General features: G+C 45.2%; 14 protein-coding genes. 13 read left to right on the plus strand and 1 reads right to left on the minus strand.

Annotation, left to right across the window (positions count from 1 at the left end; genetic code table 11):
- Window positions 1-66 precede the first annotated feature (66 nt).
- From H7R39_RS11535 to H7R39_RS02205, 6 genes are read left to right on the plus strand one after another with little or no spacing between them, the layout of a single operon-like run.
- Window positions 67-1,812 (plus strand): peptidoglycan DD-metalloendopeptidase family protein, encoded by a 1,746-nt coding sequence (locus tag H7R39_RS11535; protein ID WP_185897775.1) that lies wholly within the window; start codon window positions 67-69, stop codon window positions 1,810-1,812.
- Window positions 1,812-3,185 carry a magnesium transporter gene (mgtE, locus tag H7R39_RS02185; protein WP_185897776.1) on the plus strand — a complete coding sequence of 458 codons (1,374 nt, stop codon included), beginning with the start codon at window positions 1,812-1,814 and terminating at the stop codon, window positions 3,183-3,185. Before H7R39_RS11535 ends, mgtE begins: the two co-directional genes overlap by 1 nt.
- Complete coding sequence (locus H7R39_RS02190) at window positions 3,170-3,769, plus strand: NUDIX domain-containing protein (RefSeq protein ID WP_185897777.1); 600 nt, start codon at window positions 3,170-3,172, stop codon at window positions 3,767-3,769. Before mgtE ends, H7R39_RS02190 begins: the two co-directional genes overlap by 16 nt.
- Window positions 3,770-3,821: 52 nt before the next feature.
- Window positions 3,822-4,454 carry a tetratricopeptide repeat protein gene (locus H7R39_RS02195; RefSeq protein ID WP_185897778.1) on the plus strand — a complete coding sequence of 211 codons (633 nt, stop codon included), beginning with the start codon at window positions 3,822-3,824 and terminating at the stop codon, window positions 4,452-4,454.
- Window positions 4,455-4,463: 9 nt separating this feature from the next.
- Window positions 4,464-5,111 carry a tetratricopeptide repeat protein gene (locus H7R39_RS02200; RefSeq protein ID WP_185897779.1) on the plus strand — a complete coding sequence of 216 codons (648 nt, stop codon included), beginning with the start codon at window positions 4,464-4,466 and terminating at the stop codon, window positions 5,109-5,111.
- 9 nt (window positions 5,112-5,120) lie between these two features.
- Window positions 5,121-5,750, plus strand: coding sequence for a tetratricopeptide repeat protein (locus H7R39_RS02205; RefSeq protein WP_185897780.1), 630 nt, complete (start codon window positions 5,121-5,123; stop codon window positions 5,748-5,750).
- A gap of 619 nt (window positions 5,751-6,369) precedes the next feature.
- On the opposite strand, the gene H7R39_RS02210 is transcribed toward H7R39_RS02205, so the two are convergent.
- Window positions 6,370-8,955, minus strand: a complete 2,586-nt coding sequence (locus H7R39_RS02210) for a hypothetical protein (protein ID WP_185897781.1) — start codon at window positions 8,953-8,955, stop codon at window positions 6,370-6,372.
- 172 nt (window positions 8,956-9,127) lie between these two features.
- On the opposite strand from H7R39_RS02210, the gene groES reads away from it, so the two are divergent.
- The 7 genes from groES (at window position 9,128) to H7R39_RS02245 (ending at window position 17,824) form a co-directional block, all read left to right on the plus strand.
- On the plus strand, window positions 9,128-9,388 hold the full coding sequence (gene groES, locus H7R39_RS02215; protein ID WP_002946739.1) for a co-chaperone GroES: 261 nt from the start codon (window positions 9,128-9,130) through the stop codon (window positions 9,386-9,388).
- A gap of 21 nt (window positions 9,389-9,409) precedes the next feature.
- Entirely contained in the window at window positions 9,410-11,044 is a 1,635-nt protein-coding gene (groL, locus tag H7R39_RS02220) for a chaperonin GroEL (RefSeq protein WP_185897782.1), read from the plus strand.
- Between the two features lie 247 nt (window positions 11,045-11,291).
- Window positions 11,292-12,434: a non-hydrolyzing UDP-N-acetylglucosamine 2-epimerase gene (gene wecB, locus H7R39_RS02225; RefSeq protein ID WP_185897783.1), complete on the plus strand. Its 1,143-nt coding sequence runs from the start codon at window positions 11,292-11,294 to the stop codon at window positions 12,432-12,434.
- The gene (wecC, locus tag H7R39_RS02230) at window positions 12,434-13,627 is read left to right on the plus strand and encodes a UDP-N-acetyl-D-mannosamine dehydrogenase (protein WP_185897784.1); all 1,194 of its coding nucleotides are present in this window, start codon (window positions 12,434-12,436) and stop codon (window positions 13,625-13,627) included. Before wecB ends, wecC begins: the two co-directional genes overlap by 1 nt.
- Window positions 13,624-14,721: an acyltransferase family protein gene (locus tag H7R39_RS02235; protein WP_185897785.1), complete on the plus strand. Its 1,098-nt coding sequence runs from the start codon at window positions 13,624-13,626 to the stop codon at window positions 14,719-14,721. The genes wecC and H7R39_RS02235 overlap by 4 nt, the downstream gene beginning before the upstream one ends.
- Window positions 14,718-16,847 carry a bi-domain-containing oxidoreductase gene (locus tag H7R39_RS02240; RefSeq protein ID WP_185897786.1) on the plus strand — a complete coding sequence of 710 codons (2,130 nt, stop codon included), beginning with the start codon at window positions 14,718-14,720 and terminating at the stop codon, window positions 16,845-16,847. The genes H7R39_RS02235 and H7R39_RS02240 overlap by 4 nt, the downstream gene beginning before the upstream one ends.
- Window positions 16,805-17,824, plus strand: coding sequence for a glycosyltransferase (locus H7R39_RS02245; RefSeq protein ID WP_185897787.1), 1,020 nt, complete (start codon window positions 16,805-16,807; stop codon window positions 17,822-17,824). The genes H7R39_RS02240 and H7R39_RS02245 overlap by 43 nt, the downstream gene beginning before the upstream one ends.
- The last annotated feature ends 13 nt before the right edge of the window (window positions 17,825-17,837 follow it).

Genomic DNA, 17,837 nt, shown 5'->3' on the forward strand with positions numbered 1-17,837 from the left:
CTGGCTTAGTTTTGCAAAATGTAAGTAATTTTCGAGTAAAATACGGCTTTTAAATCAAGGGATTTTATGAAGAAATTTTCATTAGCTTTACTGCTGGCGGTAAATTTATTCGCTGCCGCGCCTATACAATCTACCGTCCAGGAGCTCAGCTGGCCCAAGGGCGATAGCTTTTTGACGTTTTTAGAAAAGAACTCCATCCCGCTAAAGCTTTATTATGATTTGGACTCGGAGGACAAAGAGTTCCTAGACGAGATTAAGGAAGGCATCTCGTATCAAATTTCAAAAGACGAAAAAGGCGGGATATCTCAGGTGCTGATCCCCGTAAACGAAGAGCTTCAAGCGCAAATTTACAAAGACGACGATGGCGGGTTTAAATTTCAGCTCTCCCCGATCTCGTATCAGACCTACGACCGCGTGCTTAGTATGCCCGTTAGCGCAAACCCGTCGCAAGACATCATAGAAACTACCGGCAGCGTAGCGCTGGCGCATGGGTTTTATCTAGCGATGAAAGGCGAGGTCGGCGACGGCGAGTTTAAAAGGCTGAAAAAGGGCGACAGGCTCGCGATGAGCTACAAGCAAAAGATTAGGCTTGGTCGTACTTTCGGTATGCCTGAAATCGACTGGGCGGCGATAGAGATCAGGGACAAAAGATACACTGTTTATAGACACCAAAACAAATACTACGACAAAAGCGGCAAGAAAAGCGATAAATTTTTGCTCACTAGACCTATCTCAAACGCCCGTATCACGTCGCCGTTTACGCCCAAGCGCTTTCATCCGATACTAAAGCGCTATAAGGCGCACTTGGGCGTTGACTACGGCGCTCCTAAAGGAACTCCGATAAAGGCTGCGGGCGAGGGAACGGTCAAATTCGTCGGTACCAAAAGCGGCTACGGCAAGGTCGTGATCCTAAAGCATGCCGGCGCCTACGAGACGCTGTATGCGCACACGAACGGCTTTGCTAAAGGTATAAAAACCGGCGTCAAGGTCAAGCAAGGCCAGCTCATCGCCTATGTGGGAAATACGGGCATGAGTACGGGTTCGCACCTGCATTTTGGCGTCTATAAAAATGGCACCGCGGTAAATCCTGAAACCGAGATAAAGGTGGCTAAAAGCGTATTTTTCTCAAAAGAAGAAAGAGAGTTTAAAAACCGCGTAGAGCGGCTAGAACCCGAGATAAAAAAGGCTCTTGGCAAGGATATAATCCCTGAAAAAGAGTATAGATTTGACGCGGCGATGGACTGGGAACACCCGATCGCAGAACCGAAAAGCGACGTAAATTTAACCCTGCAGAGCGATGATTTAAATTTAACGGCGCAGCCAAATGCCGCGGACGTAAATTTAACTAGCGAGCCTGTAAGCGGCAACAACGATGCAAATTTGACGGACTCAAATTTCACTACACCCGAGTCAAATTTGACCGCGCAGCCTAAAGCCGAAAATAACTCCTCTGGAGCAAAAACGGACGCGAACGAAACGGCAAATTTAGCCGCGGCAAAATCTGCGAAACCAGAGTCAAATTTGACCTCCGCAAAAGCCGCAAGCAAGGCGACAAGCAAAGCCGAGCCAAAAAAATCAAGCAAAGAGGCGAAAAAATCCGAGTCAAATTCGTCCGCTAAAAATAACAAAGACAAACCAAAGCAGACGGACAAGAAAAAGGACAAACCAAGCCAAGAAGCAAAAAGCGAGTCCAAAAAGAAAAAGGACGTAAACGCCAGCAAAGATAAATCTAAAAAACAAAAAGAGACCGCCGATAAAAAGGCTAAATCAAAAGATAAAACCGCCGAGTCAAGCGACAAAAAGAGTAAATGATGGAAGAAAACGAGCAATTAAACGAAGCCAAAGAACTGCTAGACTCGCACCTAAACGAGACGATCGATAAGGAACTAAGTCCCGCCGACCTCGCCCAACACCTAAAAACGCTAAAAAAGCATGATGAGGAGCTTTTTGGCGAATACCTAGAAAAGCTCGACCCCGAGATCCTGGGCGACGTAGCGATCGAGATGCCCGATCACATGCTAAAGGACGTGATCGAGCAGATACCCAGCGACAAGATCATCGAGGCGATCGAAGAGCTAGAGAGCGACGACGCCGCCGAGCTTTTAGAGTATATCGAGGAGATCGACGAACAAAAAGCTAAGGAGCTCTTTGACGGCCTAGATAAGGACGATCAGGAGGAGATTTTACGTATCCGCAGCTATGACGAGGGCGAGGCGGGTGCGTTTATGCAGACGGAGCTTTTTAGCGCGCATATCGACGAGCAGCTAAAAACAGCGGTCGAGCGGCTAAGACGCGAGAAAGAAGAGGGCAAGCTAGAAAACGTCTCGCAGCTTTTTATCACCGATAAAAAGGGTGTTTTGCTCCATGCGGTGCCGCTTGAGGATCTGATACTATTTGACTTTAACCAAACCTTAAAAGAGATCATCTCAAAGAGCGAAGAGGACAAATACAAACCCAACGTAGCCGTAGATAACGAGCCTATCGAAACGGTCGTAGAAACAGTCGAAAACTACGATATGAACTCGATCGCGGTCGTAGATAGCAAGGGCTATTTGCTCGGACGTATCACCACCGACGACATCCACGACTTTATAAAAGAAAGCGCCACGGAGCAAATTTACAACCTAGCCGGCGTCGACGACGAGGCGGAGGAAGAGGATACGAGCCTGGTTAAGGCCACTCGCGCGCGCGCCGTTTGGCTACTTATAAATTTATTTACGGCGCTGATCAGCTCATCTATCATCGGGCTTTTTGACGAGACGATAGCTAGCTATGTAGCGCTTGCGGTACTGATGCCTATCGTCGCATCCATGGGCGGAAACACCGGCACGCAGGCGCTTACGGTTACCGTGCGCCGACTAACTTTGGGAGAGATCGAGTTTAAAAACGCCGCAAATGCACTAAAACGCGAGGTCGGTATCGCGCTTATAAACGGACTGACATTTGCGTTTTTGATGGGCGTTATCGCTTCTTTGTGGTTTAACCGCCCGATGCTTGGCGTCGTTATCGGCGCTTCGATGTTGATAAATTTGTTTTTCGCCGGATTTTTCGGTACTTTGATACCGCTAACCTTAAAGAAATTTGACATCGACCCCGCCGTCGGCTCGGCCGTGCTGCTTACCACCGTTACCGACACGGTCGGCTTTTTTAGCTTTTTAGGACTGGCAAAATGGATACTTCTGTAAAAAATATCAAAATAGAAAATTTAACCTCCCCGCGCTACGTAAAGCCGTATCAAATTTCGTTTGATCTGTGCGAAAAGTCCGTCAGATGGGAGTGTATCAAGGCTCACGACAGCGTCTCGGTGCTGCTTTATCACGAGGATAAAGACGCGTTTTTGCTAGTTAAGCAGTTTCGCCCCGCCGTTTGGTTTAACCTACAAGACGGGCGCGAGCTAAATTTAACGCAAAAGGGCGACGAGGGCTATACTTACGAGCTTTGCGCGGGTCTGATGGATAAAGGCAAGAGCGAGGAGCAGACCGTCATCGAGGAGATCGCCGAGGAAACGGGATTTGCCGTGAGTAGGGTCGAGCGCATAACATCCACTCGTGGCGCGCTGGGGTTTGGCGGGGCGAAGCAGACGATGTTTTTTGCCGTGATAAACGACGCGATGAAAATCGGCAAGGGCGGCGGCATAGACGGCGAAAATATCGAGCCGGTTTACGTGCCGCTTGAGCGGGCGCGCGAGTTTATGTTCGACGAAACCAAAACCAAGGCTACGGGGCTAATGTTTGCTTTTATGTGGTTTTTTGCCAAATTTAACCGTTAGTTCGTGTCAAATTTCAAATTGCACGAAAAATAATCAAATTTAAGGAAAACAAATGCTAAAGAAAATCGTTTGTGCCGCTTTTTTGGCGTCCGCGGCTTTTGCCGCCGTGCCTGCTTTCGAGGAGGCGAGCGCGGAGCTAGCTCAAAACAACTACGACAACGCCTTAAAGCTCTTTGAGAAGTCTTGCTACGAGGAGAAAAATATCGTAGGCTGCTATGCCGCGGGTTTTATAAACATTAACGCCTATTCGCAAAACTCTAGCGAGGCAAAAGGCTTTGAGCAGTTTTCAAAGGCTTGCGACGCGGGCGATATGGACGGTTGCAAATCTCTGGGCGACATCTATGAAAACGGACAGGCCGGACAAGAAACCGACTATAAAAAGGCGATGAAATTTCACGAAAAAGCTTGCGAGGGCAAAGTGGGCGCCGCATGCGCGAGAGTGGCCGGATACTACGACGAGGGCAGGGGTGTGGAGCAAAATTTGGCCAAAGCGTCTAAATTTTACGAAACCGCGTGCAAGTACGAGGACGCGAGCAGCTGCCACGCGCTAGCCGATATGTACGAAAGGGGCGAGGGCGTGAAAAAAGACGCAACAAAGGCGATGGATTTTTACGGGTTAGCTTGCGACTACGGCTCTAGGGGAGCTTGCGCCGATTTTAGAAAACTTTATAAAAACAAAAAATAAGGAGCCGCTATGTTTAAGAAAATTTATCTTGTTTTGATTTTAGCCGGATTGGCGGTCGCGCAGACGAATTTTGAAATCGCTACTAAAAAATACCTACAAGATATGGGCGATAAAAACGTGCCCAAACTCTACGAAAAGTCTTGCCGCGAGGATAAAAACGCCGTAGGTTGCTACATAGCCGCGCAGCTAAAAGCATATCAAACATACGACCTAAAAGACGATGACGAGTATGCGCAAATAAACGGCGAAGTTTTTGAGCTTTATAAAAGTGCTTGCGATCTTGGCTACGCTAAAGCTTGCTCGGCGGCGGGCGATTTTTACGACTCTACGCCGTCAAACGATAATTTTGTCGTAGAGCAGGACGATACGGAAAAATCAGCCGAATTTTACGAAAAAGCATGCGAGAGCAAAGACGGGGAAGCTTGCCTAAAGATAGCTAAACAGCACGACAATGCCTCAAAATTCGCCGATGCGCTAAAATACTATAAACTAGCCTGCGAAGCAAGAGAGGCCGAGGGCTGCTACAACGCGGCGGACATCTATGAGTCAGGCGACGGAACGCCTAAAAATAGCGCCGAGGCGGCGAAATATTACGGCCTTGCTTGCGAAAACGGCCTTGGTCGCGGCTGCGCCAAATCTAAAAAATTTAGCAAATAGGAGGATGCGTTGAGAAAGATTATTTTAGCCGCGATCTTGGCGGCGACGGCTTTTGGCGGGAACTTTGAACAAGCTACGAAAATTTATCTAAAAAAATCGGACTTCGAAAACGGCGCGCGACTGTTTGAAAAATCTTGTAACGACGATAAAAATGCCGCGGGTTGCTATATGGCGGCGTTTTTAGGCGAGCAGGGGCTCTCGCATGACGACGATGGCGGCAGCGAAAAGACCTTTGCGCTATATAAAAAAGCCTGCGATATGGGCGACATGGACGGCTGCACGGCCGTAGCCGCGGTGTACGAGGGTACCATACTGTGGCAAACCTCTCAGATAGACTACGAAAAGGCGGTGGCACTTTATGAAAAAGCCTGCGAGGGCGGAGTCGGCGAGGCATGCTATAGGGCGGCCGCTCATCACAGCGGCGAATACGGCGGCGAAAAAGATCCGCAAAAAGTCCGCAAATACTACTCGCTAGCCTGCGATCACAAAGACTCGCAAGGCTGCTATATGCTCGCGCAAGGATACGAAAAGAGCGAAAATGATATGAAAAAAGCGATGGATATCTACGGGACCGCTTGCGACTACGGATATACGGAAGGCTGCGTCAAATTTAGAGAACTCGTTAAAAAGGCGAAGTAAGATTTCGCGCCTCGCTAGATTTTGATTGTCTGGCGGGGCGTAAATGCGGCGAGCGAACTCTGCTCGCCGTTGTTTTTGATTTATGGGCGGACTTGATTTGGCTTTGAGCTTTGCGCAGCGCCCGCCTCTAAAACTTCTATCATTTAAAATTTACTATTTTGGTTTTGTTTGAGCGTCTTTTTAAACGTGCTGCGTATCTGCTCACTTGAATCTTTTTTGGTTAAATTTGTCGCCGTCTCGCTCGGTAAAATCAAATTTGACCAAATTTAACGCTCTGCAGTTTAAATTTAACGGCGAAATAGCGTGTCAAATTTGACGATAAGCTAAATTTTTCAGCCTCTAAAACCAAGCCGTAAATTTAAGCAACAAAGTCCAAAATCAAATCAGGCAACGATGTTGTCAAATTTGGCGACCGCAAATCAGCTTTCAAATTTACCGCCCGGCAAATCGTAAATTTGACCGCCGAGCCGAGCAGCAGCTCAATTTGACCGCCGAGCCGAGCAGCAGCTCAAATTTGACGCGCCGAGCAAACGAGCTCCTGCTTAAATTTGCCGCACTTACCGAACTTATTTTACTCAAATTCGGCACCAAATTCGCCGTCTGCCCAGCTCAAATTTACCTAAAACAGCCCCTTGAGAAGCCCTTTTATCGCATCTTTTTTCGCATCGCCCGTGGTGCCGTTTTCGTCGTCCTTGCCGAATTTCTTATCCAAAAATCTATCCAGCTCTTTGACTGCCTTACCCTTTAGATAGTCCGAGCCGATCGTGTATTTCGGGTTGTCGCTAGCGCCAGTGACCGTGATGTCGATGTCGGTTTTTTCGTAGTTCATCTTTATCGGCACGTTTACGGCCTTGGTCGCCATGTCGTATTTGCCGCTAGTTACCCAGACTCGGCTTCTAGTTGCGTTCATATCGGCGTTAAAGTCGATGAGGTTTTTGTTTATCGTGCCTTTTATTTTGCTATTTTTATAGATTTCGCTCGTGATGTCGCGTCCCGTGAAGGTCCTTACCTGCTCGGTAAAATCGGTCTTTGCAAGCTTGCCGTCATTTACGGCGACGTCAAATTTACCTTTTTGCGAGGCGAGATTATAATCCATCGTCATATCGCCGGTGCCGTCGTAGACGTGCGAGAGACCCAAAAAGTCGGTGAGGCCTTTGGCGGTGAAGCTTTTTAAATTTGCGTTTAGGATGTCGTCTTTTAAGACTGCTTTAAGATCGCCGTTAAAGAGCCGCGAATTTACGTTCGCACCTAGCTTTTCGCCCGTTTTAGTCGCGTCGCCGATAACTAGCAAAGGCCCGTAAAGCGGCCTTCCGACCAAAAACTCGATCTCTTTTAGCTCCCTTATGCTAAGCTCAAAATCCGCCTTCGCCGAGCCGCTTTCAAGCTCGTAGTCGCCTTTTAGATTTTTTAGCGCTATTAGGTTCTTGTTTGCGTTTGAGACGAGGTTTGCTGCTGCGTCAAATTTAGCCTTGCCGCCGTTTATAGCGACATCCGCATTTGCGTCAAATTTGGTGCCGCTTGGGAAGCGTTTATCCAGCTCTTTTGCTACGACGGCGCTGTTTACGATACCGTTTTTGACGTTAAATTTAGCCGTACCGCTGAGATTTTTCGGATCCAGTCCGCTTAGATTTACGGATCCGTCGATCACGGCGTCGGCGTAGTTTGGCAGCGCAGCCAGCGTAAATGCGTCTTTGAGCGAAAGCGCGCTTAAATTTGCCGTGAGTTTTTCGTTTTTGAGGATCGCATCTATCTTGCCGCCTAGCGCGTTTGCGTTTAGATCTAGCTCGCTAAGCGCGCCCTTTGCGAGTTTTGCCGTGCCTTTGACGTCCACTTTGCCAGATAGTTTTTTGCCGATTAGCTCTTCAAATTTGCCCAGATCATCGATGCCCGCGTCAAATTTGACGTCCGCGTTTTCGTCGTCCAGTCCGTAAATGCCGCTTAGGCTCTTTAGTTTTAAAAGCTCGGAGTTTAGAGCGGCGTTAAATTTGGCTTTTGAGCTTGCCACGTCGGCGTTTGCGTTTAGTTCAAAAGCTAGAGGTTTGCTTAAATTTATCTCCTTTGCGACCTGTTTTAGCTCGGCCGGATTTAGTCGTGCGTTTTTGGTGGCGAGTTTAACAGAACCGGAGATATTTTGCGTGTTGTGCACGTCGTTTAGCACCGCTTCGCCGCTGATCGTTCCGCCGACAAATGCCGGGAAAGCGGCGATTTTAACTAGTTCGTCAAGCTTTAGCGAGCTGATTTTGGCTATGAGTTTACCGCCGTTTAGCACCGCATCGACGTTACCGCCAAATCCCTCGATCTTGACGTCGAAGTTTTTTAGCTCGCCGGCGGTGGCGATGACGTTGCCGTTTGCTTTAAACGCGCCGCTAAGCTTTTGCTTTATGACAGGCTCAAATTTAGCCAGATCGTCCACGATGAGTTTGACGTCGCTGCTTAGGGTTTTTGAGTTTGGATCGTAGATCGTCTTGTCGCTGCCGATCGTCGCTAGCAGCGTGATCACCGCGCTTTTGGCGTTTACGATGCCGTCTTTGACGTCGGCTACGATTTTGCCGTTTGCGGCGAAATTTGACGGCAGAGTGACGTTAAAATCTTTTGCGATTAGCGCGTTATCGGTTTTTACGTCCAAGATATCGACGTTTGCGGTGCCGTTTGGCTTGCCGCCGCTTTCTACGATGTTTGCGACGGCAGAGATTTTACCGCGCGCGTAGATAGGCTGGCCGGCTAGCGCTAGGGCCTTTTCTACTTGTAAATTTTTGGCGTCGAGCTTTAGAGAAAGCGGCTTGTAGTCTTTTAAATTTGCGTCGAAGCTGACGTTTGAGCCTAGCATTTGGCCTACTCCGCTAGCGGTGAAATCGCTAAATTTGCCTTTTGCGATGCCTGAGATTTTCATGGCTTCGTTTAGTTTGACGCCCAGGCTTTTTAGATCGCTAACGGCGACGTCGTATTTTAGATCGAGGCTTTGGGAGAAAATAGAAAGCCCGCCGTTTACGTTAGCTACGATCTCGCCATTTACGTTAGCTACGATATCTACGCTCGTCGGACGGATCTGAAATTTATCGAATTTAACGTCAAATCCGCTTTTTTCTTTAATCAAATTTTGGGCATACGGCTTAACCAAGCCGTTGCCAAAATCCGTAAAGGCCGCGACGTAAGCCGCGATAAGCAAGGCAAAAACCAGTCCGAGCAGGGCGCCTAATATTTTCATCGTCTATCCTTTAGATTTAGTTTAATTTTATTATGAAACTTGAGCCGATTATACTAAGACTTGTTAAGAATTTTAGCTAATTCATTGACAAATTCTAAAAATTTGACTATAATTTCATCACTCAAAACAAAAGAGTGCTAAAAAAGTAAAATCAAACCATAAAGGATGAATCATGAATTTTCAACCGTTAGGCAAACGAGTCTTAGTCGAGCGTCTTGAAGACGTCAAAACGACCGCTTCTGGCATCATTATACCCGATAATGCAAAAGAAAAACCTTTAAGCGGCAAGGTTTTGGCGGTATCAAGCGAGGTAGAAGGCGTGAGCGTGGGCGATAGCGTAGTTTTCGCAAAATACGGCGGCACCGAGGTCGTGCTTGACGGCAAGACGTATTTGGTTCTAAAAATCGAAGATGTTTTAGGCGTTTTAAAATAATCTAAATTTAAAGGAATAAAAATGGCAAAAGAGATATTTTTTTCAGACGAGGCTAGAAACAAACTATACGAAGGCGTTAGAAAACTAAACGACGCTGTAAAAGTAACGATGGGGCCTCGCGGCAGAAACGTGCTAGTGCAAAAGAGCTTCGGCGCTCCAGCGATCACCAAAGACGGCGTGAGCGTAGCTAAAGAGGTCGAGCTAAAAGACGCTCTAGAAAACATGGGCGCAGGTTTAGTAAAAGAGGTCGCTAGCAAAACAAACGACGAAGCGGGCGACGGTACGACTACGGCTACGGTTTTGGCGCACTCTATCTTTAAAGAGGGCTTAAGAAATATCACCGCAGGCGCAAATCCGGTCGAGGTAAAACGCGGTATGGATAAGCAAGCCGCAGCTATAATCGCCGAGCTAAAAAGCCTATCGCGCAAAGTAACCGATAAAAAAGAGATCGCGCAAGTAGCCACTATCTCGGCAAATTCAGACTCTGCTATCGGCGGACTGATCGCTGACGCGATGGAAAAAGTCGGCAAAGACGGCGTCATAACAGTCGAGGAAGCAAAATCCATCCACGACGAGCTAAACGTGGTCGAGGGTATGCAGTTTGACCGCGGATATCTAAGCCCGTACTTCATCACAAACGCCGAAAAGATGCAGGTTGAACTAAGCAATCCGTTTATCTTGCTATTTGACAAGAAGATTACAAATTTAAAAGACCTACTGCCTGTGCTCGAGCAGATCCAAAAAACGGGCAAACCGCTACTAATCATCGCTGAAGATATCGAGGGCGAGGCGCTTGCAACGCTAGTAGTAAACAAGCTTCGCGGCGTACTAAATATCTCTGCGGTTAAGGCTCCGGGCTTTGGCGATCGCAGAAAGGCAATGCTTGAGGATATCGCGATACTAACAGGCGGCGAAGTAGTGAGCGAAGAGCTGGGCAGAACGCTAGAAAGCGCGACTCTAAGCGACCTAGGTCAAGCCTCAAGCGTCATCATCGATAAAGATAACACGACTATCGTAAACGGCGCAGGCGAGAAATCGGCAATCGACGCTAGAATCATCCAGATAAAAGCTCAAATCGCAGAAACAACGAGCGACTACGACAAAGAAAAACTACAAGAGCGCCTAGCTAAGCTAAGCGGCGGTGTAGCGGTTATCAAGGTCGGCGCTGCTACCGAGACCGAGATGAAAGAGAAAAAAGACCGCGTAGACGACGCTCTAAGCGCGACTAAAGCGGCTGTAGAAGAAGGCATCGTGATCGGCGGCGGCGCTGCGTTTATCAAAGCGAGCGCAAAAGTGGATCTACAACTAAGCGGCGACGAAGCTATCGGCGCAGATATCGTAAGACGCGCTCTAACCGCTCCGCTACGCCAGATCGCTGAAAACGCGGGATTTGACGCGGGCGTAGTAGCAAACTCCGTAAGCGTTAGCAAAGACGACAACTACGGCTTTAACGCAGCTACGGGTGAGTATGTGGATATGTTTAAAGCCGGTATCATCGACCCGGTCAAGGTCGAGCGCGTGGCTCTTCAAAACGCGGTTAGCGTGGCGAGCCTACTCCTAACTACGGAAGCTACCATAAGCGAGCTAAAAGAGGATAAACCGATGCCTGCGATGCCTGATATGGGCGGAATGGGCGGCATGGGCGGAATGATGTAATACGCCTTTATCTGCGGAAGGCCTTGGCTTTCCGCAGGTCTTTTTTCTAAATTTCTTGCTTTCTAGCCAAATCTCGCATAAAATTCATAAATCAAAAGTTATTTGAGACTAATTCGTATTTAATTAAAATTTATATAAAATGATCCAAATTTAATAAACAATATAAAGTTAGCCTGCATAAAAATAATTTAAGCATTGTTTTTAAATTTGACAAAAGATTATATAAAAATAACAAAGCTTTATACCCATGAAAAGAATACTTATCGTTTTCGGTACTCGTCCTGAAGCTATCAAAATGGCTCCTTTGGTAAAAGAGTTTAAAAAATGTCAGGAATTTGACATTAAGGTCTGTGTTACGGCTCAGCATAGACAAATGCTTGATCAGGTGTTAGAGATATTTGAGATAGTGCCTGATTATGATTTGGATATCATGCAAGCGGGGCAGGATCTGTATGATCTGACATCTAGGATCTTACTAAAAATGCGGGATGTTTTAGATGATTTTAAGCCCGACATGGTCTTTGTTCACGGAGACACTACGACTGCTAGCATTACGTCTTTGGCCGCTTTTTATAAGCAGATTAAGGTAGCTCACGTTGAGGCGGGGTTAAGGACCGGAGATATTTATTCGCCATTTCCAGAGGAGATAAATAGGCAACTGGTCGGCATCATCGCAAACTATCACTTTGCTCCTACAAATTTATCAAAAGAAAATCTTATAAAAGAAAATAAGAGCCCAAAAAATATCGTAGTAACAGGAAACACCGTCATCGATGCTTTGTTTTTACTGCTTAAAACTATCGAGCAAAACGTAAATCTAAAAGATAAAATTTTAGCCCCTCTTAACTCAAAATTTAACTTAGATTTTGATAGAAAAATCGTACTCGTAACCGGGCATAGGAGAGAAAATTTTGGCGCTAGCTTTATAAATATCTGTGAGGCCTTAAAATGTATAGCCGCTAAAAATCCGGACGTTGATATAGTTTATCCCGTGCACCTTAATCCAAACGTGCAAGAGCCTGTAAAAAATATTTTATCAAATATAAAAAATGTCCATCTAGTTTCTCCGCTTGAGTACGATGAGTTTGTCTATTTGATGAGCAAATCATATTTTATCATTACCGATAGCGGTGGCATACAAGAGGAGGCACCTAGTCTAGGCAAGCCTGTGCTTGTAATGAGAAATACTACCGAAAGACCAGAGGCTGTCGAGTCGGGCTCGGTTAAGCTTGTGGGTGTTGATAAAGAAAAGATCGTCTTGGAGGCGCAAAAACTGCTTAATGATAGTAAAATTTATAAAAAAATGGCCCAAGCGCATAGTCTCTATGGAGATGGAAACGCCTGCGCTAAAATAGTAGAATTTGTTAAAAATTTAAGATTGGAGCGATAATGAGGCAAAAAGTTTGCGTGATCGGACTTGGATACATCGGCCTGCCGACGGCCGCACTTTTGGCTAGCAGCGACTACCGTGTCCATGGAGTCGATCTACTCCAAAGTGTCGTAGATACGATCAATCAGGGAAAAATTCATATCGTAGAACCCGAACTCGGGGAGCTTGTAAAAAAATCCATAGAAAGCGGAAATTTAAAAGCAGACGTTAAGCCCGATTTCGCAGACGTTTTTATCATAGCCGTTCCGACCCCTTTTCGCGACGGATACGTGCCAAATATCGATTACGTCATAAGTGCGAGCAGGGCGGTAGCGCCCTATATCAAAGAGGGAAATATCGTGATCTTAGAATCTACCTCGCCGGTCGGCACGACTGAGAAAATAGGTCAAATTTTAAAAGATAGTGGCGTCGATATCTCCAAAATTTACATTGCTCACTGTCCGGAGAGGGTTTTGCCCGGTAAAATTTTAAAAGAGCTTACGCAAAACGATAGGATCGTGGGCGGCCTAAGCAGGGAGTCTGCAGAAAAAACAGCGGAATTTTATAAGACTTTCGTCAAGGGCGAAATTTTAAAAACGGACGCAAGAACCGCCGAAATGGCGAAGCTTACCGAGAATTCTTTCCGCGACGTAAACATAGCCTTTGCAAACGAGCTTAGCATTTTGTGTGATAAATTCGGCATTAACGTCTGGGAGCTTATCTCGCTAGCAAATCGCCATCCGCGAGTTAATATTTTAAACCCGGGCTGCGGCGTAGGCGGGCACTGTATAGCGGTCGATCCGTGGTTTATAGTGCACGCGGGCGGCTACGAAGCAAGGCTGATCAAATCCGCAAGAGAGGTTAATGATCACAAAGCCGAGTGGAGCATAGAAAAGATCAAAAACGCCGCTTTGAAATTTGAGCTGCAAAATGGTAGAAAGCCCAAAGTCGCGTGCATGGGACTTGCTTTTAAGCCCGATATCGACGATTTGCGGGAGTCGCCTGCGCTAAATATAACCAAATGCTTGATCGCAGATGGCGTCGATGTGGTCGCGGTAGAGCCCAATATCAAGGCTCACAAAGATTTTGAGATAGCGGATTATAAAAAGGCTATTGGAATTTCGGACATTATCGTATTTTTAGTCGGGCATAAGGAATTTAAAGGGCTAAAAATAGAAAAAGAAGTTTTGGATTTTTGCGGAATTTGTAAATGAGTCTTCAAAAAGTAATAGATAGAGATAACCATCTGAATTTTTTTAGATTACTTTTTGCTTTGCAAGTGGTATATATGCACTCGACAGAATGGCTAAAAATACCGCTTTTATGGGGGGGCTACGTGGATAAATTTCTTAGGTTATTTCCCGGAGTTCCATTATTTTTTCTGGTTTCGGAATTTTTAATTACCGATAGTTATTTAAATAGCGGGAATTTGAAAGAGTATTTTATAAAAAGAGCGCTTAGAATATATCCGGCTCTATTTGCAAATATTTTAGTACTTGAGCTAGCTATGTACGTGGGCAAAAATTTTAATGATATCTCGGTATTAAAATATATAGAATACTTCGTGTTATATGTTATTACCGCCGCTTCAGGCATAGCGGGCTTTATAATCGGTATAAAAAACGATGCTTTATATAATTACGACGGCTTTTTTAGCTCCTATCCGAGCGGCGTTTTATGGACGCTTAGCGTCGAGCTATCGTTTTATATCCTCCTTCCGTTTATTTTGTGTATTAGAAAAGTAATCATAAGAAATTTGTTGTTGGTTTTCCTATTTTTTACATCAATGATAATTCCCGCAATCGCCGATGAAAATTTTTATTCTGCTTCAAATTTAAATAAGCTTCTCGAGCTCATATGCTTGCCGTTTTTGTGGATATTTATCATCGGTATGGTTATGCGGCTTTATTGGCTGGATATAAAAAAATATCTCGTAGGCTATGGCTTATTTTATATTGCGTTCTATTTGATATTTTGTTTTGTGGCTATAAAATTTGGAAGCGGGCTTGGAGATTATAAGAGAGGCTTGGAAATTTCTACCGTATTTCAAATTGTCCTTTTGGCGCTAGTAATCTTTAGCATGGCTTTTTCCTACACAAATTTAAAGATAGCTAGAAGCACAGATCTCTCTTATAGTACATATCTTTATCATATGCTAATAGTTCAAATTTTAATTAGTCTGGGCTTTGGCGGCTCTTTATGGCTATATCTCGTAGTGGTAGCCGCGACGCTCGCGGTGGCTTGCGTTTCTTGGAATTTTATAGAAAAGCCGGCATTGAAATTAAAACAAATAAAGGTTGTAAAATGATACAAGCAATAGTTAAAAAAGGCAAGGTTTTAGCGGAGCAGATCCCTGCCCCAAGCGTTTCAAAGGGATGCGTTCTTATAAAAGTAGTAAATAGCTGCATATCGGCGGGCACCGAGATAAGCGGCGTATCAAATAGCGGCAAAAGCCTGATCAAAAGGGCTTTAGAGCAGCCTGAGAACGTAAAAAAAGTCATCAATATGGTGAAATCAGACGGCATAGCCAGCGTCTATGCGAAGGTAAAGGGCAAGCTTGATAGTGGAAACCCGACCGGCTATTCGCTTAGCGGCGTCGTCATAGCGGTCGGAGATGGCGTTTCAAATTTTGAGATCGGTGAGCGCGTCGCCGCAGCCGGTGCAGGGCTTGCAAACCACGCAGAATACGTAGACGTGCCTAAAAATTTAGTTATGAAAATGTCGCAGGATATGGACTTTGAGCGAGCTTGCACCGTGACGCTCGGCGGTATAGCGATGCAGGGTGTTAGGCGGATCGATCTAAGGCTGGGCGAGACCTGCGTAGTCGTGGGAGCTGGGATTTTGGGGCTTCTTGCGGTGCAGATGCTTAAAATTTCAGGCGTGAGGGTTGCGGTCAGCGATTTTGACGATAGACGCTTGCAGATAGCTAAGCAGTACGGCGCTGAGCTCGTCATAAACCCGTCAAGAGACGATTTACTGGACGTCGTTTCATCTTGGAGCGGTGGGCACGGCGCCGATGGAGTACTATTTACCGCCGCTACGAACAGTAGCGAGCCACTATCGCAAAGTTTTCAGATGTGCAAGAAAAAGGGCAGAGTGGTGCTCGTAGGCGTTGCCGGCATGCAGATCAATAGAGAGGATATGTATAAAAAGGAGCTTGATTTTCTCATCTCCACATCCTATGGCCCCGGTCGCTACGACAAGAGCTACGAAGAGGGGGGGCTTGATTATCCGTTTAGCTACGTCAGATGGACTGAAAATCGAAATATGAGCGAGTATCTAAGGCTGGTAAATGAAAATTTGATCAAGCTGGATAAGCTCATAGACGCAAAATACCCTATCGAGCAGGTAACGCAGGCGTTTGAGTCGCTGCAGACTTCGCAGAATAAGCCGCTTATGGTTTTGCTTGACTACGGCGAGGCAAATTTAACTGAGCTTGATAGCTATCTAAATCATGATAAAAAAATCATTATAAGCTCTACGCCAGTAAACAGAGATGTGATAAACGTCGCATTCGTCGGCGTCGGCGGATTTGCTACCGGGATGCACCTGCCTAATATCTCAAAGCTTACGGACAAGTATAAAATTTACGCGATCATGAACCGGAGCGGACATAAAGCAAAGGCGGTGGCGCAGCAATATGGAGCGAACTACGCTACTTCAAATTTAGACGATATTTTAAATGACAAAAACGTTGATCTGGTGATCATCTCCACAAGGCACGATAGCCACGCAGAGCTTACTTTAAAGGCGCTTGAGGCAGGCAAAAACGTATTTGTAGAAAAGCCGCTTGCAACAAACAAAGATGAGCTTGAAAAGATAAAGAAATTTTACGAAGGGGGAGGCGACAAGCCCCTTTTATTCGTGGGATTTAACAGGCGATTTAGCGCTTACACGCAGGAGATAAAAAAGCACACGAGCGCTAGAATAAATCCGATGATAATCAGATATAGGATGAACGCGGGTTACATACCGATGGATCACTGGGTGCACGAAAACGGCGGCAGAATGGTGGGCGAAGCATGCCATATAATAGATCTGATGACGGCGCTAACGGGCAGCGAGATACAGAGCGTATTTTCGCAGGCTATCACGCCGAGCAATGAAAAATATAGCGCCGAGGATAACAAATCCATCGTCTTAAAATACAAAGACGGTTCGGTGGCAAATATCGAATATTTTGCAAACGGTAGTAAGGAGCTGAGTAAGGAATTTATGGAGATCCACTTCGACGGCAAGAGCATCGTTTTGGACGATTACAAAAGCCTTAAAGGATACGGAGTAGGAGTAAAAGAAATTTCAACAAACGTGAGCCAAAAGGGGCAGCTTGAAGAGCTTGAGGCACTATTTGAGGCTCTAAAAGGAAGCAAAAAAGGCTGGCCGATAGAGCTTTGGGATATGGTGCAGACGACGGAGATTTCGTTTTTGATATGAGTTCGTTAGTGCAAGATAGGCTTAAAAAATACGATAAAATTTTAATAATCGGACCGTATCCGCCTCCTCTTGGCGGGGTGTCGGTTTATATTTATAGACTTAGTAAGTCGCTAGATAATTCGCAAGTATTTGATGTATCCAAAAATGGTTTTAAAAAATATATCGATTTATTTGCGGTATTGTGCAGGACAAAATTTCGAGCGGTAAATATTCATTCGTTTAGTATGACGATAGCTTTTATGCTTATGATTACTAGACTTTTTAAAAATTTTGATTTAATTGCTACTAGCCATAATCCAAGGTTGTTTGAAGAGTCTTCTAAATTTAAGGCGTTGATTTATAGAGTCTTTTTTCATTGCATAGATGTTTTGGTGGTAGTTAATAAGCATATTTTAGACGATTACAAAAGTAGAAATTTGCATATTCCAAAAAGCATTATAATCGAGCACGCTTTCCTGCCGCCGCCATTAGAGGAGGAAGATAAAATTTTAGCTACCTACCCTAGCTCTTTTTACGATTTTATAAAAAGTAAAACGCAGATAATAACGGCAAATGCATTTCAAATATCTTTTTATAAAAATACTGATCTATACGGACTTGACATATGTATAGAACTCACGGCTAAGCTAAAAAATACCTATCCAAATTTGGGATTTATTTTTGCGCTAGCAAACGAAAAGGTTAATACGGAGTATATAGATAAAATGCGTCTGCGGATAAAAGAGTTAAATTTAGAGGAAAATTTTTATTTTCTGACTGGGCAAAAAGAGCTTTGGCCTATATTTAAAAAAGCTAGTCTAATGATAAGACCTACGAATACCGATGGCGACGCCCTTAGCATTAGAGAGGCTTTATATTTTAAATGTCCTGCGATAGCAAGCGATGTATGCGATAGACCGACAGGAACGATTTTGTTTAAGAATAGAAATTTAGATGATTTATGTGATAAAACAAAAAGGTTTTTAGATGCAATGTAAATTTTGCAAAGCA

Origin of the sequence: Campylobacter massiliensis (genome assembly GCF_014253065.1) — a bacterium.
In the GTDB taxonomy this organism is placed as follows: domain Bacteria; phylum Campylobacterota; class Campylobacteria; order Campylobacterales; family Campylobacteraceae; genus Campylobacter_A; species Campylobacter_A massiliensis.

Coding starts and splice junctions, on each gene's coding strand:
- H7R39_RS02210 (WP_185897781.1), bottom strand. CDS start 8,955: ATGAAAATATTAGGCGCCCTGCTCGGACTGGTTTTTGCCTTGCTTATC.
- H7R39_RS02235 (WP_185897785.1), top strand. CDS start 13,624: ATGAGTCTTCAAAAAGTAATAGATAGAGATAACCATCTGAATTTTTTT.
- mgtE (WP_185897776.1), top strand. CDS start 1,812: ATGGAAGAAAACGAGCAATTAAACGAAGCCAAAGAACTGCTAGACTCG.
- wecC (WP_185897784.1), top strand. CDS start 12,434: ATGAGGCAAAAAGTTTGCGTGATCGGACTTGGATACATCGGCCTGCCG.
- H7R39_RS11535 (WP_185897775.1), top strand. CDS start 67: ATGAAGAAATTTTCATTAGCTTTACTGCTGGCGGTAAATTTATTCGCT.
- groL (WP_185897782.1), top strand. CDS start 9,410: ATGGCAAAAGAGATATTTTTTTCAGACGAGGCTAGAAACAAACTATAC.
- groES (WP_002946739.1), top strand. CDS start 9,128: ATGAATTTTCAACCGTTAGGCAAACGAGTCTTAGTCGAGCGTCTTGAA.
- H7R39_RS02200 (WP_185897779.1), top strand. CDS start 4,464: ATGTTTAAGAAAATTTATCTTGTTTTGATTTTAGCCGGATTGGCGGTC.
- wecB (WP_185897783.1), top strand. CDS start 11,292: ATGAAAAGAATACTTATCGTTTTCGGTACTCGTCCTGAAGCTATCAAA.
- H7R39_RS02190 (WP_185897777.1), top strand. CDS start 3,170: ATGGATACTTCTGTAAAAAATATCAAAATAGAAAATTTAACCTCCCCG.
- H7R39_RS02240 (WP_185897786.1), top strand. CDS start 14,718: ATGATACAAGCAATAGTTAAAAAAGGCAAGGTTTTAGCGGAGCAGATC.
- H7R39_RS02195 (WP_185897778.1), top strand. CDS start 3,822: ATGCTAAAGAAAATCGTTTGTGCCGCTTTTTTGGCGTCCGCGGCTTTT.